The organism is Dactylosporangium darangshiense (assembly GCF_039537565.1).
GTDB classification, from domain to species: domain Bacteria; phylum Actinomycetota; class Actinomycetes; order Mycobacteriales; family Micromonosporaceae; genus Dactylosporangium; species Dactylosporangium darangshiense.
In genome coordinates, this window is record NZ_BAABAT010000082.1 from 1 (window position 1) to 16699 (window position 16699).

13 protein-coding genes and 1 pseudogene are annotated in these 16699 nt (G+C 69.9%); 6 read left to right on the forward strand and 8 right to left on the reverse strand.

Translation table 11 applies throughout. From position 1 onward, the window contains the following. Positions 1-326: 326 nt before the first annotated feature. From fxsT to ABD901_RS55690, 5 genes are all read right to left on the reverse strand, one after another. Positions 327-2681, reverse strand: coding sequence for an FxSxx-COOH system tetratricopeptide repeat protein (fxsT, locus tag ABD901_RS55670; RefSeq protein ID WP_345143903.1), 2355 nt, complete (start codon positions 2679-2681; stop codon positions 327-329). Positions 2682-4778: 2097 nt separating this feature from the next. After that, positions 4779-5492 carry a hypothetical protein gene (locus tag ABD901_RS55675; RefSeq protein ID WP_345143905.1) on the reverse strand — a complete coding sequence of 238 codons (714 nt, stop codon included), beginning with the start codon at positions 5490-5492 and terminating at the stop codon, positions 4779-4781. Positions 5493-5544: 52 nt separating this feature from the next. After that, positions 5545-6054 (reverse strand): winged helix-turn-helix domain-containing protein, encoded by a 510-nt coding sequence (locus tag ABD901_RS55680; protein WP_345143908.1) that lies wholly within the window; start codon positions 6052-6054, stop codon positions 5545-5547. 174 nt (positions 6055-6228) lie between these two features. After that, positions 6229-6837 (reverse strand): SMI1/KNR4 family protein, encoded by a 609-nt coding sequence (locus ABD901_RS55685; protein WP_345143910.1) that lies wholly within the window; start codon positions 6835-6837, stop codon positions 6229-6231. A 292-nt stretch (positions 6838-7129) separates the two neighbouring features. Beyond that, the gene (locus tag ABD901_RS55690; protein WP_345143912.1) at positions 7130-8059 is read right to left on the reverse strand and encodes a class I SAM-dependent methyltransferase; all 930 of its coding nucleotides are present in this window, start codon (positions 8057-8059) and stop codon (positions 7130-7132) included. Positions 8060-8224: 165 nt separating this feature from the next. Here ABD901_RS55690 and ABD901_RS55695 point away from each other — a divergent pair, with 165 nt between their 5' ends. After that, positions 8225-8662: a DUF2255 family protein gene (locus tag ABD901_RS55695; protein ID WP_345143913.1), complete on the forward strand. Its 438-nt coding sequence runs from the start codon at positions 8225-8227 to the stop codon at positions 8660-8662. A 51-nt stretch (positions 8663-8713) separates the two neighbouring features. Here ABD901_RS55695 and ABD901_RS55700 read toward each other — a convergent pair. Both ABD901_RS55700 and ABD901_RS55705 read right to left on the reverse strand, forming a co-directional pair. Continuing rightward, positions 8714-9118, reverse strand: a pseudogene (locus ABD901_RS55700) (GMC oxidoreductase); the annotation flags it as partial. Between the two features lie 332 nt (positions 9119-9450). Further along, complete coding sequence (locus ABD901_RS55705) at positions 9451-9927, reverse strand: hypothetical protein (protein ID WP_345143915.1); 477 nt, start codon at positions 9925-9927, stop codon at positions 9451-9453. A 783-nt stretch (positions 9928-10710) separates the two neighbouring features. Here ABD901_RS55705 and ABD901_RS55710 point away from each other — a divergent pair. From ABD901_RS55710 to ABD901_RS55730, 5 genes are all read left to right on the forward strand, one after another. Next, positions 10711-11247, forward strand: coding sequence for an alpha/beta hydrolase fold domain-containing protein (locus ABD901_RS55710; RefSeq protein WP_380131951.1), 537 nt, complete (start codon positions 10711-10713; stop codon positions 11245-11247). A gap of 294 nt (positions 11248-11541) precedes the next feature. Next, complete coding sequence (locus ABD901_RS55715; RefSeq protein WP_345143918.1) at positions 11542-13539, forward strand: tetratricopeptide repeat protein; 1998 nt, start codon at positions 11542-11544, stop codon at positions 13537-13539. 364 nt (positions 13540-13903) lie between these two features. Next, entirely contained in the window at positions 13904-14380 is a 477-nt protein-coding gene (locus ABD901_RS55720) for a tyrosine-type recombinase/integrase (RefSeq protein WP_345143920.1), read from the forward strand. 64 nt (positions 14381-14444) lie between these two features. Further along, positions 14445-15077: a CBS domain-containing protein gene (locus ABD901_RS55725; protein ID WP_345143921.1), complete on the forward strand. Its 633-nt coding sequence runs from the start codon at positions 14445-14447 to the stop codon at positions 15075-15077. Between the two features lie 129 nt (positions 15078-15206). Then, a complete protein-coding gene (locus ABD901_RS55730; protein ID WP_345143924.1) occupies positions 15207-15500 on the forward strand; it encodes a hypothetical protein in 294 nt (97 codons plus the stop codon). Between the two features lie 201 nt (positions 15501-15701). Here ABD901_RS55730 and ABD901_RS55735 read toward each other — a convergent pair whose 3' ends face one another. Beyond that, on the reverse strand, positions 15702-16664 hold the full coding sequence (locus ABD901_RS55735; RefSeq protein WP_345143926.1) for an Acg family FMN-binding oxidoreductase: 963 nt from the start codon (positions 16662-16664) through the stop codon (positions 15702-15704). Positions 16665-16699 lie beyond the last annotated feature (35 nt).

Genomic DNA, 16699 nt, shown 5'->3' on the forward strand with positions numbered 1-16699 from the left:
CGGGGCTTTCCCCCAGAACCCAACTCAACGCCACCCACCGGACCAGCCGGGATGCTCATGCAACCCTGGAACCCCGGGCCGATCAAGCGCCGGAGTCCTTTACATGAACCCACGACCCCTTGACCCCAGCATGGTCATGGGGGTTCCGGGACCTGTACCCGAGAGGGAATCGCCTGGTCAGGGCGCTGGTCTGGGGGAGTGTCAGACGGTGGCGTGGGCAAGATCGTCTCCCCAATTTCTCCCGGCGGCCGGGGAGTGGCCGAGTCGAAAGCGCCCTCTTCGGTGTGAACTGTCGGCTGGACGGTCCTGTGAGGTTCCGTTTGAGCTCAGACAGGGCTCACTGGTCCGGTTGCGCCTGGTTCATTGCTGCTGGTTGCTGTACTTCGCTGCTCTACCCCGGCGGCCGCGGATTGCTCCTCAAGTCGTTGCGATCGGGCGTTTGCGAGGTTGTTGCGGGACCAGAGGGTGTGGGGGTGGTCGGGGCCGAGGACCCGCTCCCGGTCGGCGACGGTCCGCTCGTGCAGGGCGATGGCCTCGTCCAGCCGCCCCACCGCCCGATAGTCGGCGGCGAGGTTGTTGCGGGACCACAGGGTGTCGGGGTGGTCGGGGCCGAGGACCCGCTCCAGGTCGGCGACGGTCCGCTCGTCCAAGGCAGTGGCCTCGTCCAGCCGCCCCACCGCTCGGTAGCCGGCGGCGAGGTTGTTGCGGGACCACAGGGTGTTGGGGTGGTCGGGGCCGAGGACCCGCTCCCGGTCGGCAACGGTCCGCTCGTGCAGGGCGATGGCCTCGTCCAGACGTCCCCCGACCCGGTAGGCGACAGCGAGGTTGTTGCGGGACCACAGGGTGTCGGGGTGGTCGGGGCCGAGGACCCGCTCCCGGTCGGCAACGGTCCGCTCGTCCAAGGCGATGGCCTCGTCCGGCCGCCCCCCATCCCGGTAGGCGGCGGCGAGGTTGCTGCGGGACCACAGGGTGTCGGGGTGGTCGGGGCCGAGGACCCGCTCCCGGTCGGCGACGGTCCGCTCGCCCAAGGCGATCGCCTCGTCCAGCCGCCTCACCGCCCGGTAGGCGGCGGCGAGGCTGCCGCGGGACCACATCGTGTTGGGGTGGTCGGGGCCGAGGGCCTGCTCCAGGTCGGCGACGAGCGGGGCGCCGAGAGTGATCACGGTGCTGTAGTTGTGGACTTCGCCGAGCCAGTTCAGCATGTCCTGCTGCAGAATGAGCAGCCGCCGCCGGGTGGTGGTGTCGGCCGGGGAGCCGGCGAGGGTGCGGGTGTCATCGGTGTAGTCGGCGATGAGGCTGCGGGTGGCCCACCGGTTGCCGTGCTCGGCGGCGGCGGCGCTGAGCGCGTCAGCGGCGGAGCGGAGCACGGGGTCCAGATGCCGGGTGTATTGGAGCCGTTCCCGCAGGACCCGTTGCACGAGACGGTGGACGACGACCCGGCCCGCCTCAACGCTGGGCAGGATCAACGACCGTTGGGCGAGGATCGCGGTGAGCGAGTCAACGTCGGGGGCGACGTTGGCCGGTCGGCGCAGCGCATGCCACCAGCGGCGCCGACCGGTGGGCCGGGGCGGGGCGGCGAGGTGGCGAAGCAGGACGGGGTCGGCGCCGGCGGGGGCGAGTACTGCGAGGTGGTCGAGCAGTCGGCGGGCGTGTCCGCCTGGGTCTGCAGCGGCGAGGTCGTCCACGGCGAGCAGGATCGCCTGGGCGGCGCTGTGCGGGTAGTCCCCACCGCTGGCCGGTGGCAGCAGGTCGGCTACAGACGTGGTGGCGAGCCGGTCGAGGTAGGCGCGGTAGGTGCGGTAGCGGCGGCGTGGGCCGATGACCGCGCCGGCCTGCGCCAGGGCGAGGGGCAGGCGGCCGAGCTCCTCGGCGAGCTGCGCGGCGGCGGTGTCGTCGGCGAGCCCGGTGCGGGTACGCAGGTAGGTGACGGCTTCGGTCGGGGTGAACAGGGTGACGTCGAGGGATTCCCCGAGGTTGACGAAGTCGTAGCGGGTGGTGGTGACCACGATGTGTACGGCACCGACCGGCGGGGTCCAGGTGCGGATGAGGTCCGGGTCGAGGGCGTTGTCGTAGACCAGCAGGCACGGGCCGGGTTGCGTGCGCAGCCACGCCAGGGCGGCGCGGGCGGCGTCGGTCGGGTCGGTGTCGGGTTGGCGGACACCGGCGGCGGCGGCGAGCTTGTCCAGACCGGTGACCAGGTTGGCGGAGGTGTCGGCGACGACCCAGGCCACCACGGGCCAGCCTTCGGCGACACGGGCGCGGGCGTAGGCGGCGGCGAGCTGGGTCTTGCCGATGCCGCGCTGCCCCGCCACCGCGCACACCACAGCGGTCCGACTGTGCCCCGCCATGAGCGTCAACTGGTCCAGCAGCTCGACCCGGTCCTGCCAGCCGACCGCCTGCCCAGGCAGGTCACCGACCACCAACTGCTGACCGGCGTCCACTGGGCCGCGCGACTGCACCGGAACCGGCCCGGCCGGGCTCGCAAGCAGGGCGCGGTCGGCTGCGCCCTGCTGGGCCCACCAGCCCGCTGGCCCGAGGATCAGTGCGGCGACGACGCCGACGACGCTGGCCGCGGACTGGGTGTCGAGATGGCCCGGCCAAGCCGCGACCGCCGTCCAGGTCAGGGCCGATCCGAGAATGGTCGCCAGGACCGCGAAACCCCACCGCTGCGCCACGCTCATCGGGAGCTTGCCCTCTCGTTGGCTTCTGACCGCCAAAACCTCATCACACGACACCGCGTGCGGGCCATCATCAGATCAGCCGCAATCGACAGAGCGCCGCGGAGAAGGCTCCCGACAGTAGCCGTACTTGAACCGACGGACTCTTCGTCCCGAATTAAGTGCAGGTGTGCCGCCGACCTGGGCATTCGTCTATATGTGCTGCTCGCGGCGGTGGTCGGCGTCGGTCTTGCGTGGTGTTCGGCGGTCGCCCGGGGCGCGTTTGCCCCCGAGCTGCCCCCGGGCGCCTGGTCCTGGTCGACGTCGTCGGCGGGTTCTACTGCAACGCACGTCGTGGCTGAAGTGGCATCCCGTCGCGCAGGCTCCGCCCTGCCGGGCCGCGCCTGCCCGCGCCAGGCTCGCCGTAGGCGACCGCGAAGCGGCTTGGTCTGGCGCGGGCAGGTGTGGTCTGGCTGCCTTTGGTGTGCGGCGTGAGGCCGCGGCGGGTCTTGGCATCCCGGAGCGTCGGGTCCAGGGCGGGATGCCCTGGCCGCCGGAGGCCGTTTCCGGGTCCTAGGGCCGGAGCCCTAGCCGCCGGAGGCGTCTCGTTCTTCCCCGTCCAAGGGTTGCTGCTGTGTACGGGTCCGTCGCCGCTGCGCCGCTGCATCCAAGTAGCGCGACAGGATCATCGGGCCAAAGACCGACACTATGAAGACCAGCTGATACACGAACGGGCGATGGAACACGTAGTGCTGAATGAAGCCCACCGTCAGGATCGCGCTTGCCCCAATGAGAATCCGCAGCGGCAACGATCCCCGAGATCGCATCCACAGCCCCCCACCACGTCGGTGCTTCGATGCTATGGCGTGGCGGCATCGCCGGGCGAGTGCGGAACCCCCGGCCGAGCGTCGCCAAGCGTCGTGATCACGTAGGAGCCAGACACAGTCCGTGACCGTCCGCATGCCCAGTGCTCACCTTCCGATGAGCGCTGGGCATCGTCGTGTGCGGCCGAGGGTGCGCGTCCGCCGGGGGCCGCCGTGCCGTGAGCGAAGCGGCAAGGCGCGGCGAGTCCCCGAGCGGGCGCGATAAGGGCAACCGAACGACGCGGCAGGCGTGGCTGCTGCCGACCGATGCGGAGTTCCCGGTGTTCTTTCAGCAGAACCTGCGACGCAAGGCAGAGACGCTGGGGCTGTCGCCGGAAGTCAAGCTCGACGCGATCACCTGGGTTGGTCCCAAGCGGTCGTTCGCGGTCGGGGACGGCGCGAAGCCGGGCGCCGCGGTCGAAGTGGACATCAGTGGTGAACCGGAAGCGCTGCAGGCGTTGTGGAGTTGGGGCTGGGGCAGGCGAACTCGGCGGGGTTCGGTTGGGTCACAGGATGACCGGGCTCATGCAGGACCGAGTCGCGTTGACGGCGCATCCGTTGCAGCGGGTTGGTGCGTTTGCGTTGGCTCGTTTGGCGAGTGTTCGGCATCCGGGCGAGGTGGACGCTGCAGCGTTTCGCACAGTCGTCGAGGACATGACGCGCGACGCCGTGCGGGCAGCCTTGATCCGGGACACCAAGCATTCAGACGGGTATTGGCTGAAGTGCAGCTTGTCGTTGTGGCCGAACTCTCCGATGAATCATCCGAGCAACGGCAAGAAGCACGACCAGACAGTTCAGGAGGCGGTCCGTAGGTGGCGGCAGATGCCGGCGGCGCCGTGGCCCAAGGTGCCTTGTGTGTTGTGTGGGCGGGCCGCTGTGGGGTTCTTCGGCAAGGTTGACGGGCACTGTTGCATTGAGTCATCGTCAAGATCCCCTGCCGCAAGAACTTTGGCAACGGGTCACGCTCGTGTTGGTGAGGCTGGCCGAAACGGCGTATAAACGGCCAGCTGTAGGGGGTGCTACTCGGCGGCCGCCGACCTTGCGGCGAAGAATTTCCGGTGCTCGATCAACACGATCGCTCAATGCAACAGCGCCGCCCAGTCCGATAGCGTCCCGCCGACGTCGGCGCGGACAGGGCCTTGCGGTTCGGCATGAACTGGGATGCTTGGTCGATGATGCGGCGCAAACAGGTCTGGATCCCGCTGGTGGTCGTTGGCGTGATCCTCTACATCCCCGTCGAGGTGTACTGGGCCCGTCATCACGGCGTGCTCCGCACCCTGGCGATCCCGGGCAGCGTCCTCACCGGCACGGCGATCAGGTTCTTCATCCTCCGCCATAAGCTCCGCGCCGAGATCCGCCAGCGGCGAGACGCGGCCGCGGCCGAAGGCGGGCCGGACTGAGTCGGCGCCGCGGGGGTACACGACGATGTCCAGCGTTCCGCCTGACCGGCGGGCCGCTGGGCATCGTCGTGTCCGGCCGAGGTTGCGCGACGCCGGGGCCGCCGCGCCGCGAGCGAAGCGGCAAGGCGCGGCGAGTTCCCGAGCGGCGCGCAGCGGCCGAAGGCCGCCTTGGTGGTGTCCTGCACCGGCTCCAGCGTCGCGGCGGTGTAGACCACGGCCGGCCCCCGCGGTGAGTCCACGCGTTGCACCGCGATGCGGTAGGCCTCGCCGTCGCTGATCGGCGGGTTGCGCACGGTGCGGATCGTCATGTCGGTCCCGGCCGGGATGAACGCCGCGATCGGCCGGTTGCCATGGATGGTCGGGCTCTGTGCCACCACGACGTCGTTGACGACCACCTGTGCGACCGTGCCGTCGTCCTCACCCGCGAGGCTGCTGGGCAGCCGGTCATTGCGCACCAGGTCGACGATCTCGACCAACCGGAGCCGGGCCTGCGCATCGACGTTGTCGCGCATGGTGATCTGCAGCAGCACCAGCATCAGCACCGCCGCGGCCACCAGCCCGGTGCCGACCACGCCGAGCGCGGTCGCGGTGATCCGCACGCGCATCATGCTGCGGCGGCTCACGTCAGCCGCCGGACTGGTCGAACCGGTAGCCGATCCCCCGGATGGTGTGGATCGCCGCGCGACGGAATGGGATGTCGACCTTGCGCCGCAGGTAGCCCACGTAGACCTCCACGATGTTCGACTCGCCGTCGAACGCCCAGTCCCACACCTCGTCGAGGATCTGGCGCTTGCGTACCACCGAGCCCGCGTTTCTCATCAGGAACTCCAGCAGCGCGAATTCCCGCCGGGTCAGCTCGATCTCGGCCGTACCCCGCCGGCAGCGGTGCTCGGCCGTGTCGAGTACGAGGTCACCGGCGACGAGCGTCGGCGGCCGCTCCAGGCGCCGCCGGCGCAGCAGCGACCGCACCCGGGCGACCAGCACGATGAACGAGAACGGCTTGCTGAGGAAGTCGTCAGCCCCCGTCTCCAGCGCCTCGGCCTCGTCGAGTTCGCCCTGCTTCGCGGTCAGCACCAGCACTGGCGTCCAGTTCCCGGCGCCGCGCAGCAGGTGACTCCAGTTGATGCGTGACACTCCGCCGGTTGCTGGTGGAGTTGGCCATGGCGGAACTGTGGTATCGCGCGTGCTGGACGTGGAGGCCGGGGTGATGGCGGCGGGGGTGGCTGAGCGGTTCGGGGTCGGTCACAATTGGGCGTCGTCGATCGGTGGGAGCGGGTCGTGTTTGCGGTTGAGGTGATCACGGCGGCGCTAGCCGCCGGTGCGGGTGCGGGTGTCAAGGACACCGCGTCGGCGGCGATCCGCGACGCGTACCAGGCTTTGAAAGCGCTGCTCAAGCATGGTTTCGGCAGCCTCGACGTCGAGGCGGTGCAGGCGTTGGATGCTGATGAGACCGAGCCTGGTGTGTGGCGTGCCCGCATCGGCGACGCTCTGGCCGAGTCCGGCGCCGCTGGCGACGAGGAGGTCTTGGCGGCGGCGCGGCGGCTGCTGGCGCTGGCCGACCCGGACAAGGCCAGGATGTTCCATATTGACGTGGAGACCAACTACGGCGCGATTGGTGAGTTCCACGCGCCGGTGACGTTCAACCAGGGGCCGCCGCTCCCCCAGAAACTCCTCGACAGTGCCCGCGAGCCGGTACGTCTGCTGGTCGATGTGATTCCACACGAACACGCCATCGCTGCCGTCGCTCGGCACGCAGAAGGGTGCGCCGGTGCCGTCGTTGCCGAACCCAAGCAACTGCCGGCGGGCCATCGGCGCATCGGTCCAAGCATGGTGATGCTCCTCGGCCATCCGCTCCAGCGGCCAGTTGACGAACCACTGGCCGAGTTTGTCGAACACGCCGTCGGTCGCCCGGTACAACGTACGCAGAGCAGGCGGCAGCACGATCCCCAGCGACGCTTCGATACCGTCGACGAAGTCCCGCGGAGAAGCTCCGCGAGGACGTCCTCGACGGCGCCGCCATCACGTTCACCGTCGAGCGGGCCGCGGTGTTCGACGCGCACGTGCACCTCGATCCCGACCCCGCGGGCCGCGCTGGGCGACCTCGCCACGATGGGCGTCACGACCGCGCTGGACATGTTCACCGGCGCCGGCACCCGCGCCCGTGCGCCCTGCCGAGGTGCACCCATGAACCTCCCGGGGGGCGGGGCGCTCAGACGCGCTTCTCGCAGGCGAGCACGAAGTTGTCCACCAGCGAGGTGAACATCGACGACGCATCGACGTGATGGGTCGATCGAACCCAGTCGGTGAACACCGCTCGCAGGCCGAACTTCTCGACCTCGCCGGGCCATCGCTCGGCCGGCCAATGGTCGTCGGCGGGCCGGTCGAACTGGTACCCCAGCGGACCGACGTGCACGAAGGTTCCCCCCGGAGCGAGTATGCGAGCCACCTCGGGCAGTAACCGACTGGGCGGCACGACGTCCGAGAAGTACAGCGACGCCACAGTCGAGAAATAGCCGTCGGGGTATGGGCAGTGCAAGGCGTCCGCTATCGCCCAGCCCACCGAATCCAGCTCGACGCCAAGGTTCGACGCGGTGTGCTGTCGGCGTGCGTCGGCCTCGGATCGCCGGTTCCGCCGGTCGAGAACGGTGAAGCGCAGCGGTCCGTCGCGCAGAAAGTCCCTGAGGAGGCTCATGGGAACCGACAGCTCCATGGCGTGTGTCGATGCGAAATGCGGCGACAAGACGCTCGCGAACCGCCCGGTGCCCGCACCCAGGAGCAGGATCCTCGAACGCTCACCGCCGGCGTTGTCCAGCGCCTTGAGGGCCGCCTGGGTGACGTCCTGGATCTCCTCCTCACAGTCTGGTGTGCCGCTCCAGTCTCGACGCAGGTAATGCAGGGACTGCACCGGCGAGTACGGGTTTCGAGACCTTGTCGCCGGCCGGGCGGCCGCGGTGGCCAGGACGGACCGCACGGTCAGCAACGGGCTGATCGCATCCGTCATCTTGTCGCAGACGTCGTCGAGCGACATCGCGTCCGGCTCGACCGTTTTCCCGTGAGCCGGGTTGCTCTGGCGGTATTCGACGATGCGCAGAGCCTCCTCCCCGAGATGGCGATACGGGGCAGGGCACAGCACGGGCATGCCGCGGATGACGGGATACCGTACGTTGCAACCCGTGCAGTAGAACCCGTCGTGCGTTGCGAAGCCGGCCCGGCAAACGGGACAGACATACGGAAGAGAGCTGGTCAACGGTCTCACCCCCAGTGTCGATTGTTCAGAACACGGGCAGGACACTAAACCAACTACTTGGCTCACAGAACGTGCAGGAGGTGTTGGAAGGCCGACTCGGACCGCCCGGCCGCGACGTTCGACGCCACGGTCGAGTATCTCGATCGCACCGAGACCGTCGTCATCGCGACGCCGCTGCGTGCCGGCGGCGAAGCGCGCACCTGGATCTGGGCGGTCACCGTCGACGGCGTTCCCTACATCCGCAGTGGATACGGCCACGGCTCCGCCTGGTATCAGCGGGCCCTGCGCAACCGCCGCGGAGCGTTCCTCGACGGCGGTCACCGCCACGAGGTCGCGTTCGAGCCCGAGCCGGACGAGCGGGTGAACCAGGCGATTGACCGCGCCTATACGGCCAAGTACGCACGGCGCTGGCGCGGGCCGGCCGCGGCCATGATCGCGGACACCGCGCACGGCACCACGGTGCGCGTCATGCCCGCGGGCTCACCGCACCGGTGACGGGTCGAGCAGCCGGGAGGAGTCTCACCTCCCGGCTCTCACAGGTCCCCGCTACGCGTCCGCCCGGCGCTGCCGCCGGCCGGTGAGAATCTCGACCATCCGCAGGCCGATCAGCACGCAGGCCGGCATCGTCGGGGCGGACACGATGCGCGGCATGATGGTGCTGTCGGCGATCCGCAGGTTGTGCACGCCGTTCACCCGCAGCTTGGCGTCGACGACGGCCCGGTCGTCCTTGCCCATGCGGCAGGCACCGGACGAGTGGAAGTACGTCGTGGCCCCGTTGCGGACGAAGTCGACGAGTTCGTGGCCCTTGAGGGCGCGGCCTGGTGCGACCTCGCGCTTGACGTACGGCCGCATCGCCTTCGTCGCCGCGATCGTCCGGGCGAGCTCGATGCTGCGTTCGAGCGCGGCGACGTCGAACGGGTGGCTGAGGAACTGCACGTCGACGATCGGCCGGTCGGCCGGTTGGTCAGCCGGACGGTGCCGCGGCTATGCGGCGTCACCAGACCGCCGCACAGCGCCCAGGTGTTGGGCGGCGCCGAGCAGGTGGACGACAGCCGCGAGACATCGAGCGCTGGGGAACCGGGCTCGCATGGCAGAGGGCTATACGAGCATCGCTCGATGGGATCTACGGCCGGCGATGATCGCCAGCCGTCCAGGTGTCGGAGTTCGCGCCAGCGGCTTGGCCCGACGCGCGGATCGCCGTGCACGCGCGTACACCGGCGAAGTGGGGGGCCGTCGCAGTCGGTAGCGAGCGCTATGCGGCAAATCCGTGCGCGCGTAGCCGACTACGCACGAACTGGCAGTCGGCCCAAGCGCTGGATCTCCAGTGGCTCGGCGTCGTCAACGTACAAACCAACACCGGCCTTGGCTTCGTCTTCACCATGTGGATGCCGCTTCCCAAAGACCGGCACAACCCTCAGCGCTCCAGTAGGACGGGGAAGCCAACCCGTATCCTCTAGCGGATCGAAGCGAGCGGCCCACGTTACGACGACCTCGGTAGGCGGCACCAAGATCTCACAGAGGTCACCCTCCTGCAGCTCAGCGGGCGGCGGGTCAAGCTGCCAGAGCTGGTTGAAGTCAGAATTTTTTGGGTCACGGGCGAAGGCATTCGTTCCGTCCCAGCGGAACGCCGACTCAGGATCCAGCCGATGCCACGGCCAGCGCACGTAAACATAGTGTCGGTCCGCGCTCGCCACGACGGCGCGGTGTGGTTCGCAGGAAACCAACAGATGATCGCCCGGCCGGAACTCAATGGCATCCACGTGCGCTCCTCAGCTCCCGATTGGCCCACGAGATCGTATCCGGCGCCTGCGGCTCGGTGACCGCGATCCAACACCCGCTCATCGGCAGATCCGGTAACCATGATCACGTGCTGGTTCGACCCTGCACGGGCGCCGGCGATCTTTGGAGTGCCCGTCGAACGTGCCGAATGCGCGTCCGGTGCGATATGAACTGCTCCTGGTGATCACAGTACGGGCGTACGTGTCGGCGGTGTGTCGTGATCGTCCACAGTAGACCTTTTTCGCGGGTCTTGTGGGACGGGGCGAGTAATGGGGTCGCTGAGCGGCGTGCAGGCCGTCGAAACTGTGAAATCGCAGGTCAGAACGTTCCGGAGCCGGATCGCGCACATGCGCGGACGCGCCGGGCGTAAGTGCGAAGCCGCAGGTCAAGGCGTTGCGGGATGGGTAACAGTACGCCCGTACGGGACAAAACTCGTGTCGCACGGCGATCGCTGCATCAACGGACGTCAACAAAAAAGGCCAGCTGAGCTGCCCTTTTGCTACGTCGGGACAGCGGGATTTGAACCCACGACCCCTTGACCCCCAGGGGTAGCCGGAGGCCCCAGCGACGTGCTCAGGCACGTTCTCCCAGGCCGCCACAAGCATGAACCCGCCGAGTAAAGGAGTCGCCGCCGCTGGCTCTGTCGAAGCAATGGGCGTCCTAAATGGACGGTCGATGACAAGGCGTCGCCAGCATGTGCTCGCTCGGCACGCTGTCGCCTTGGTCGGCCTCAGGGGGCTATGGCGTCGGCGAGAGTGTTGGCGATGGCGACGCGGCTGGGGGTCGGGGTTGGCCCAGCTCCAATTGGAGTGGGCGCGGTTGGTCAGCAGGTCAAGGACGAGTTTGCGGCGGCGTTCGACGACGTGTTCGCAGCCGGTGTGACCGAAGGTGCGGAGCACCCGTTCCCGGCCGCGATCCAGGTTTGCTGGGCCGGCACCGAGTGGGTGGTCGACAACGCGGAGGCGGCCGGCGCTGATCCGGACCTTATCGCGGTGGGCAGCGACAGCGCGGGCGGTAACCTGGCAGCCGCGCTGACCCTGATGGCTCGAGAGGCTGGCGGCCCGCGGTTGGCCGGGCAGCTGCTGGTCTATCCCAACACCGATCAGATCGACGCGACCGCCCCGGACGAGTCGATGGTCACCAGAGACGACCCATACCTGTTCAACCGCCACTCGGTCGCGTGGTATCGCTCGCACTACCTGCCGGACCCCGACGACGCCGACAATCCGACCGCCTCGCCGCTTCAGGCCCAAGAGTCTGGCCGGGCCGCCCCCGGCGCTGGTCATCACCGCCGAATGTGATCCCCTGCGTTGACCGCCGCGCGGCCTGTCATCCGAAGGTCCTTTGCACCGTCGCCGGACGGGTGTTGGCGCAGGCGTTTGTGTCATCGACACTGGAGAGACCCTCGACGACCGTCGAGGACGAGGAGCACTGCTGCATCGGACCGTCCGGCCATAGACCACGGCAGAACCGCTTACGCGCAGGTCAGGCGCGACGGTTAATGGCAGAGTCAGTTGCCCCGCGGTCTCATCGAGACAAGCGGCCGTTGGACAGTGCCCACGACGTTGCGTTCGACGACGGATGGAGTCGGCTGTATGGCTTCGGGGCGGTGGCGGGAACGCCGGCTCGGTCTCGTCGTTGGTTCGCTTGCGCTGCTCACCGCCACTCCGGCCGTCCTGCTGGCCGCCGACGTGAGGAGCCCGCGGGTCCTCGCGGGTGCCACCGCCGGGGCAGCAGTCCTCGCGGCGGTCGCCGCGATCTGGCAGGACCGGCTGCGACGGTTCACGCAACGCCGGGACGACGTGCAGTACGGCGTGGTCGACGGCTGCCTTGTGCTGCAGGGGCGGCTGCCCAAGGTCTGCGTGGTCGACAACCCAATGTGGCTCGGCGTCCACCCCTCGGCCGCCATCGCGGATGCGGCGGCAGACTGGGGGGCTGTCGGCGCGCCCGGCCCGGACGGTGTTCCGCTCTACGTACCGCGCGACGTCGACGGCGAACTCCGCAGGCGCCTTTCGGGCAACGCGTTCGTACTGCTCGTCGGCGACTCGCTCGCCGGCAAGTCCCGCGCGGCGTACGAGGCGATGCGCGACGTGCTGCCCAACCACACTCCGGTGGCGCCGAGCACCAGGGACGCGCTCACGCACGCCGTCCGCGCGGCGGGCGCCGAACGCCGGAGCGTGCTGTGGCTCAACGATCTGGAGACCTACCTGGGGCCGGGCGGACTTACCCGGGCCGGGGTCGCGTCGGTGCTGGGTGGGGGCGCGGCCACCGGGTCATCCTGGCGACCCTCCGCGCGGTGGAGGCCGACCGGCTGGCCAACGCGGGCGCCGACGACCTGCAGCGGCACGTTCGCAAGGAGGCACGCGAGGTGCTGGAGCAGGCGCACCGGGTTCGGCTGGAGCGGCTCTTCACCGACGAGGAGCGGACGCGGGCGGAGGCGTATGTCGCGGACCCCCGCATCGGCGACGCCCTCAACAGCGCAGCGGACTTCGGAATTGCGGAATATCTTGCCGCCGGACCGGACCTGTGCAGCGACTGGGAGAACGCTTGGAGCGCGAACTCCGAACCCGACGAGCCATCCGCGGGGGGCGGCGCTCGTCGCCGCGGCCATCGACGTCCGCTGCACTGGCTACGGCTCCGCGGCGCCGCGCGCATTGGTGGAGCGGCTCCACGAGCGCTACCTGGATGAGCGCGGCGGCTCGCGGCTACGTCCCGAACCGCTGGACACCGCATGGGCCTGGGCGACACGTCCCCGACGGGTCACCACCGCACTGCTTCAGCCAGTTAGCGACGACGGCGTCGAGGCGTTCGACTACCTGGTCGACGTCGTCCAGCGCCGCCGTCCTCCGGACCATCACGTTGCCGAGGTCGTGGTGCGCGAGGCCCTGCTCGAGTGCTCGGCCGCCGACGCGGACGGCGTCGCCACCGTCGCCCAGCGCCAGGGCCGCTACGCTCTCGCCGAACACGCCTGGCGGACGGCATACGAGCTGCGGGTACGCCATCTCGGCGGAGATCATGTTGACACGATCGCAGCGCAGGGCCGGCTTGCGGCGGCGATTCGGGACGCCGGTCGCCGGACTGAGGCAGAGGCGGCGTTCCGCGAGGTGCTGGCCGCCAGCATGCAGGTCCTTGGCGCGGGTCACCCGCACACTCTGCTCGCCCGCAGCGACCTCGCGTTCCTGCTGCTCGACGCCGGTCAGTTCGCCCAGGCCGAAGCCGAGCTCCGCGACGTCCTTGCCGAATGCGTCCGCACACTCGGGCCGGGACAGCCGCAGACCTTGCTCACCCGCTCGAACCTTGCCCTGCTGCTCATAGCCACCCGCCGGCCGGTCACGCGCCGCCATGCGGCGGTCTGCGGGCCCAAGCGCCCGGGTCGCCCGCGAACGGTCCGGTCGATCGGGGTGGGTGCGGCGATTGGTGCGGAAGAACCCGCAGTGGGGCTACCGGCGTGTGCACCGCGAGCTGCTCGTGGTTGGTGTGAAAGTCGTCGCGTCTTCGGTCTGGGAGATCCTGCACAAGGCCGGCATCGATCGGGCGGCCAGTACCTGGTCGGACCTACTGCGATCGCAGGGGCAGGCGCTGCTGGCGTGTGACTTCTTCGTGCGCTGTTGCTTTGAGCGTTGCCTGGCCCGGCCGCAGCAACGAAGCGGGCGCCGGCGCCGACGAGGTGGGGTGCGTTGACCGCCCGCCAGCAAGCCTGGGCAGCAGCGCACCCCGGCGGGACCCCTTGAGCATGCTTCACCTGCCGCAGGCAGGACCAGTGCTGATGCGGCTGATGGTCGCGATGTGGTCGCAGGCGGGCAAGCCTCGGGGGAGTGCAACGATCATATTCGAGGAGGCTGTCATGAGGCCGAATCCGAACCGTGGCCGCGTGTACCGCCGGTGCGGATGCCGCGGCGATGATGGCAGGCAGCTGGGTGCGCGGTGTCCGAAGTTGGCGAACCCGCGGCATGGCACGTGGACGTTCGCCGTGGACCTGCCGGGCGTCGGGGAGGGCCGGCGCACGATGCGGCGGGGTGGCTTCGCCACGAAGGGCGAGGCCGCGACGATGCGGTCCGGCATCGTCGGCTGGCGTTCAACGCAGCCCGCTACGCCGCAATTCCGAAGCCGGCCGCTGCAGATCTGCCGTGCTGGATCGCTTTCGAGGCTGCCAGCTTCCTTCGGTACTGCCGGGATGTCGGCGATCCGCTCACCGAGCTGTTCGAGCTGCTGGTAGCCACCGGCATGCGCAAGGGAGAGGCGCTCGGGTTGCACTGGGCCGATGTGGACCTGGCCGGCCGGGTGCTGTTCGTCCGGCACACGCTGGTCGCTGTCGACAACCGGCGCGTGCAGTTCAACCACCCGAAGACACCGGCCAGCCGAGCCCGGATTGCCGTGTCCAAGCGAGCCGTCGCAGCCCGCGGCGGCGTCGGGACGACGGTCCCTGCGAAATGATGCCGTTCGACCCGGGCGCCACGCACCCGCGCCAGGTCATCCTGAGGGCGAAGGGAGTGTCCCGATGACCGAGATGCGTGTACGAGACGTCATGAACCCGTCGGTGGTCGCAGTGACCGCTGACTGCACCAGCCGGCACGTCACCGACCTGATCACCGAGTTCGGCGTCGGCGGCCTGCCCGTCGTCGACGACGACAATTTCGTGATCGGCGTGATCACCGAGGCCGACCTGCTGCCGAAGCTTGACCCGGCGGACGCCGGCACCGCGGCGCCCAAGGCCGACGCGCGCACCGCCTCGGAGCTGATGAGCAGCCCGCCGGTCACCGTCCGCGCAGGCGTCACCGTTCGCACCGCGGCCGGGATCATGCAGCGGTACGGCATGAAGCGCCTCCCCGTCCTCGACGACGACACCGGCCGGCTGGCCGGCATCGTCACCCGCGGCGACCTGCTCCGCCACGCCCTGCGCTCGGACGAATCCATCGAGCGCGAGGCCATGGACGAGCTGCTACTGCACGGACTGTCGCACGACGCCGAAGGCATCACCGCCACCGTCCACGACGGCGAGGTGACGCTGTCCGGCCACACCGACCGGCCCGGCACCGCCCAGCGAGCCGCGGCGATCGCCGAGAGCCTTACCGGAGTCATCGCGGTACACAACACCATCACCTGGCCGGCCGAGGCCGCCGCCCGCGGCTGACCCGCCGGCGTCCACCCCCGACGTCGCAGCAGCACGGACGGTGCGCAAGGACGTCATGGTGAACGCGACAACGTCCGGTGCCCAACGGCGACGTTTGCTCCGCCACTGCGACCCGAGGGGGTGAGTCGGATGCTGGCGACCATGCTCGTTGCCGCCATCATCGCGAGCGTGTACATCCTGCTGGTCGCCGGCCACGTGGCGGCCATTCGGCGCGAAGGCGCCGCCGGTGTCGCCTATCGGCCGTGGGTCGCGAGGTGGATCGCCGCCTCGGGCGAACGCCGCCGCGCCCGGCTGGAGGGCGAGGCCGTCCACCAGCTCATGACCGGTGGCCTGAACGCCCGCGCCTACCGGGTGACGATGGCCGCGCTCGCGGCACAGGACGAAATGGAGCACCCGCTCGACGTGCCCAGGACCAGATTGTGACGGAGCAGATCGTGACGATACGCGATCGCCTCCGTCGCCTCCGGCCTGCCAACAGGCCGGCGCGCGGCGGTCTCGGCGAGCCCGCCGCGCGCGAACGCCGCCGGCAAACGCCGGGAGCAGGGAGCGCGACGCGCAACGACACCCCGCGCCGCGCCGTCCACACCAACACGACGTCCCGGGCCGGCATCCCGCATCCGCACCTCACTCGGTATCGACGACCTCGGGGCCGGTCCGGCGCGGGCTCGCCGGCGGCGGCTCGTGCCCCTGCGCGACGCCGAGCCGCAGCACCAGCTGAGGTTCGCCCGGCGGGTGCAGCAGGCTGCGTACCAGCACCCGCGCGCCCGGGATCTCCACCACGTTGCTCATCGGCGAGACCGCCAGCCCCTCCGAGATCGCGGCCAGCCAGACCGCGCTGGTCGCCTCGCCCGCGGTGAGCCAGTCCCCCGGCTCGTCGCGATCCGTCGCCAGCACGACATACTCGGCGGAACGATCATCGCCGGAGCCGGGCTCCAGGGCCGCCGAGTCACCGAGGCCGAAGTCGCGCACGCCGACTGGGCGCAGCACGGGTGCCACCACCGTCCCGAGCGGCACGCCGTCGCCGGTGTCCGCGCCGCGATGCGTCCACCGCCGCAGGTCGTCGGCGATGCCCTCGTCGTGGGCACCGACCGTGTCGGCGCCCCGGACTGCGTACCGCAGGTAGACGATGTCAGCCCGCTCGATCGGGTACAGCCGCACGTGCTCGGCCTCGGCGACCGCCGCCAGCCGCGCGACCTCGGCCGCCGGCACCCGGACACCACCGGCGAACGGGCGGCGGTCAGTGCGGCGCCGCCGGATGCTGTCGTACGCCAGGAGGCTCTCGCGGCCCGCCGGTCTCGGCCGGCAGTCCCGAATCCGGGCGAGCAGTCCGGGCTGGGACGGGTCGGGCCAGCGCTCCACCACCGGCTCGTAACCCGCGGCCGCCAGTGCCACGCGGGCATGATGCAGCGCCGCGCCGCAGCTGAGGATCATCAGGCGTCCGTGCGGGTCGAGGTGCTCCAGCTGGCGCGCGGGGTCGCAGTACAGCTCCAACACCTCACCGCGCACCTCCCAGCGCCACGGCTGCGTGTTGAGGATCGACGGTGCGAGTCGTGCCTCCTCCGCCGCTCGGTACAGCACGCTCGTCATCGGCTGACCTCCTCGTCCTCGTCTGAAGCAATACC

Bases quoted from the DNA above. Each gene is read 5' to 3' on its own strand.
- fxsT (WP_345143903.1), bottom strand. From the start codon at position 2,681: ATGAGCGTGGCGCAGCGGTGGGGTTTCGCGGTCCTGGCGACCATTCTC.
- ABD901_RS55690 (WP_345143912.1), bottom strand. From the start codon at position 8,059: ATGCCCGTGCTGTGCCCTGCCCCGTATCGCCATCTCGGGGAGGAGGCT.
- ABD901_RS55710 (WP_380131951.1), top strand. From the start codon at position 10,711: ATGGCGACGCGGCTGGGGGTCGGGGTTGGCCCAGCTCCAATTGGAGTG.
- ABD901_RS55715 (WP_345143918.1), top strand. From the start codon at position 11,542: ATGGCTTCGGGGCGGTGGCGGGAACGCCGGCTCGGTCTCGTCGTTGGT.
- ABD901_RS55725 (WP_345143921.1), top strand. From the start codon at position 14,445: ATGACCGAGATGCGTGTACGAGACGTCATGAACCCGTCGGTGGTCGCA.
- ABD901_RS55730 (WP_345143924.1), top strand. From the start codon at position 15,207: ATGCTGGCGACCATGCTCGTTGCCGCCATCATCGCGAGCGTGTACATC.
- ABD901_RS55735 (WP_345143926.1), bottom strand. From the start codon at position 16,664: ATGACGAGCGTGCTGTACCGAGCGGCGGAGGAGGCACGACTCGCACCG.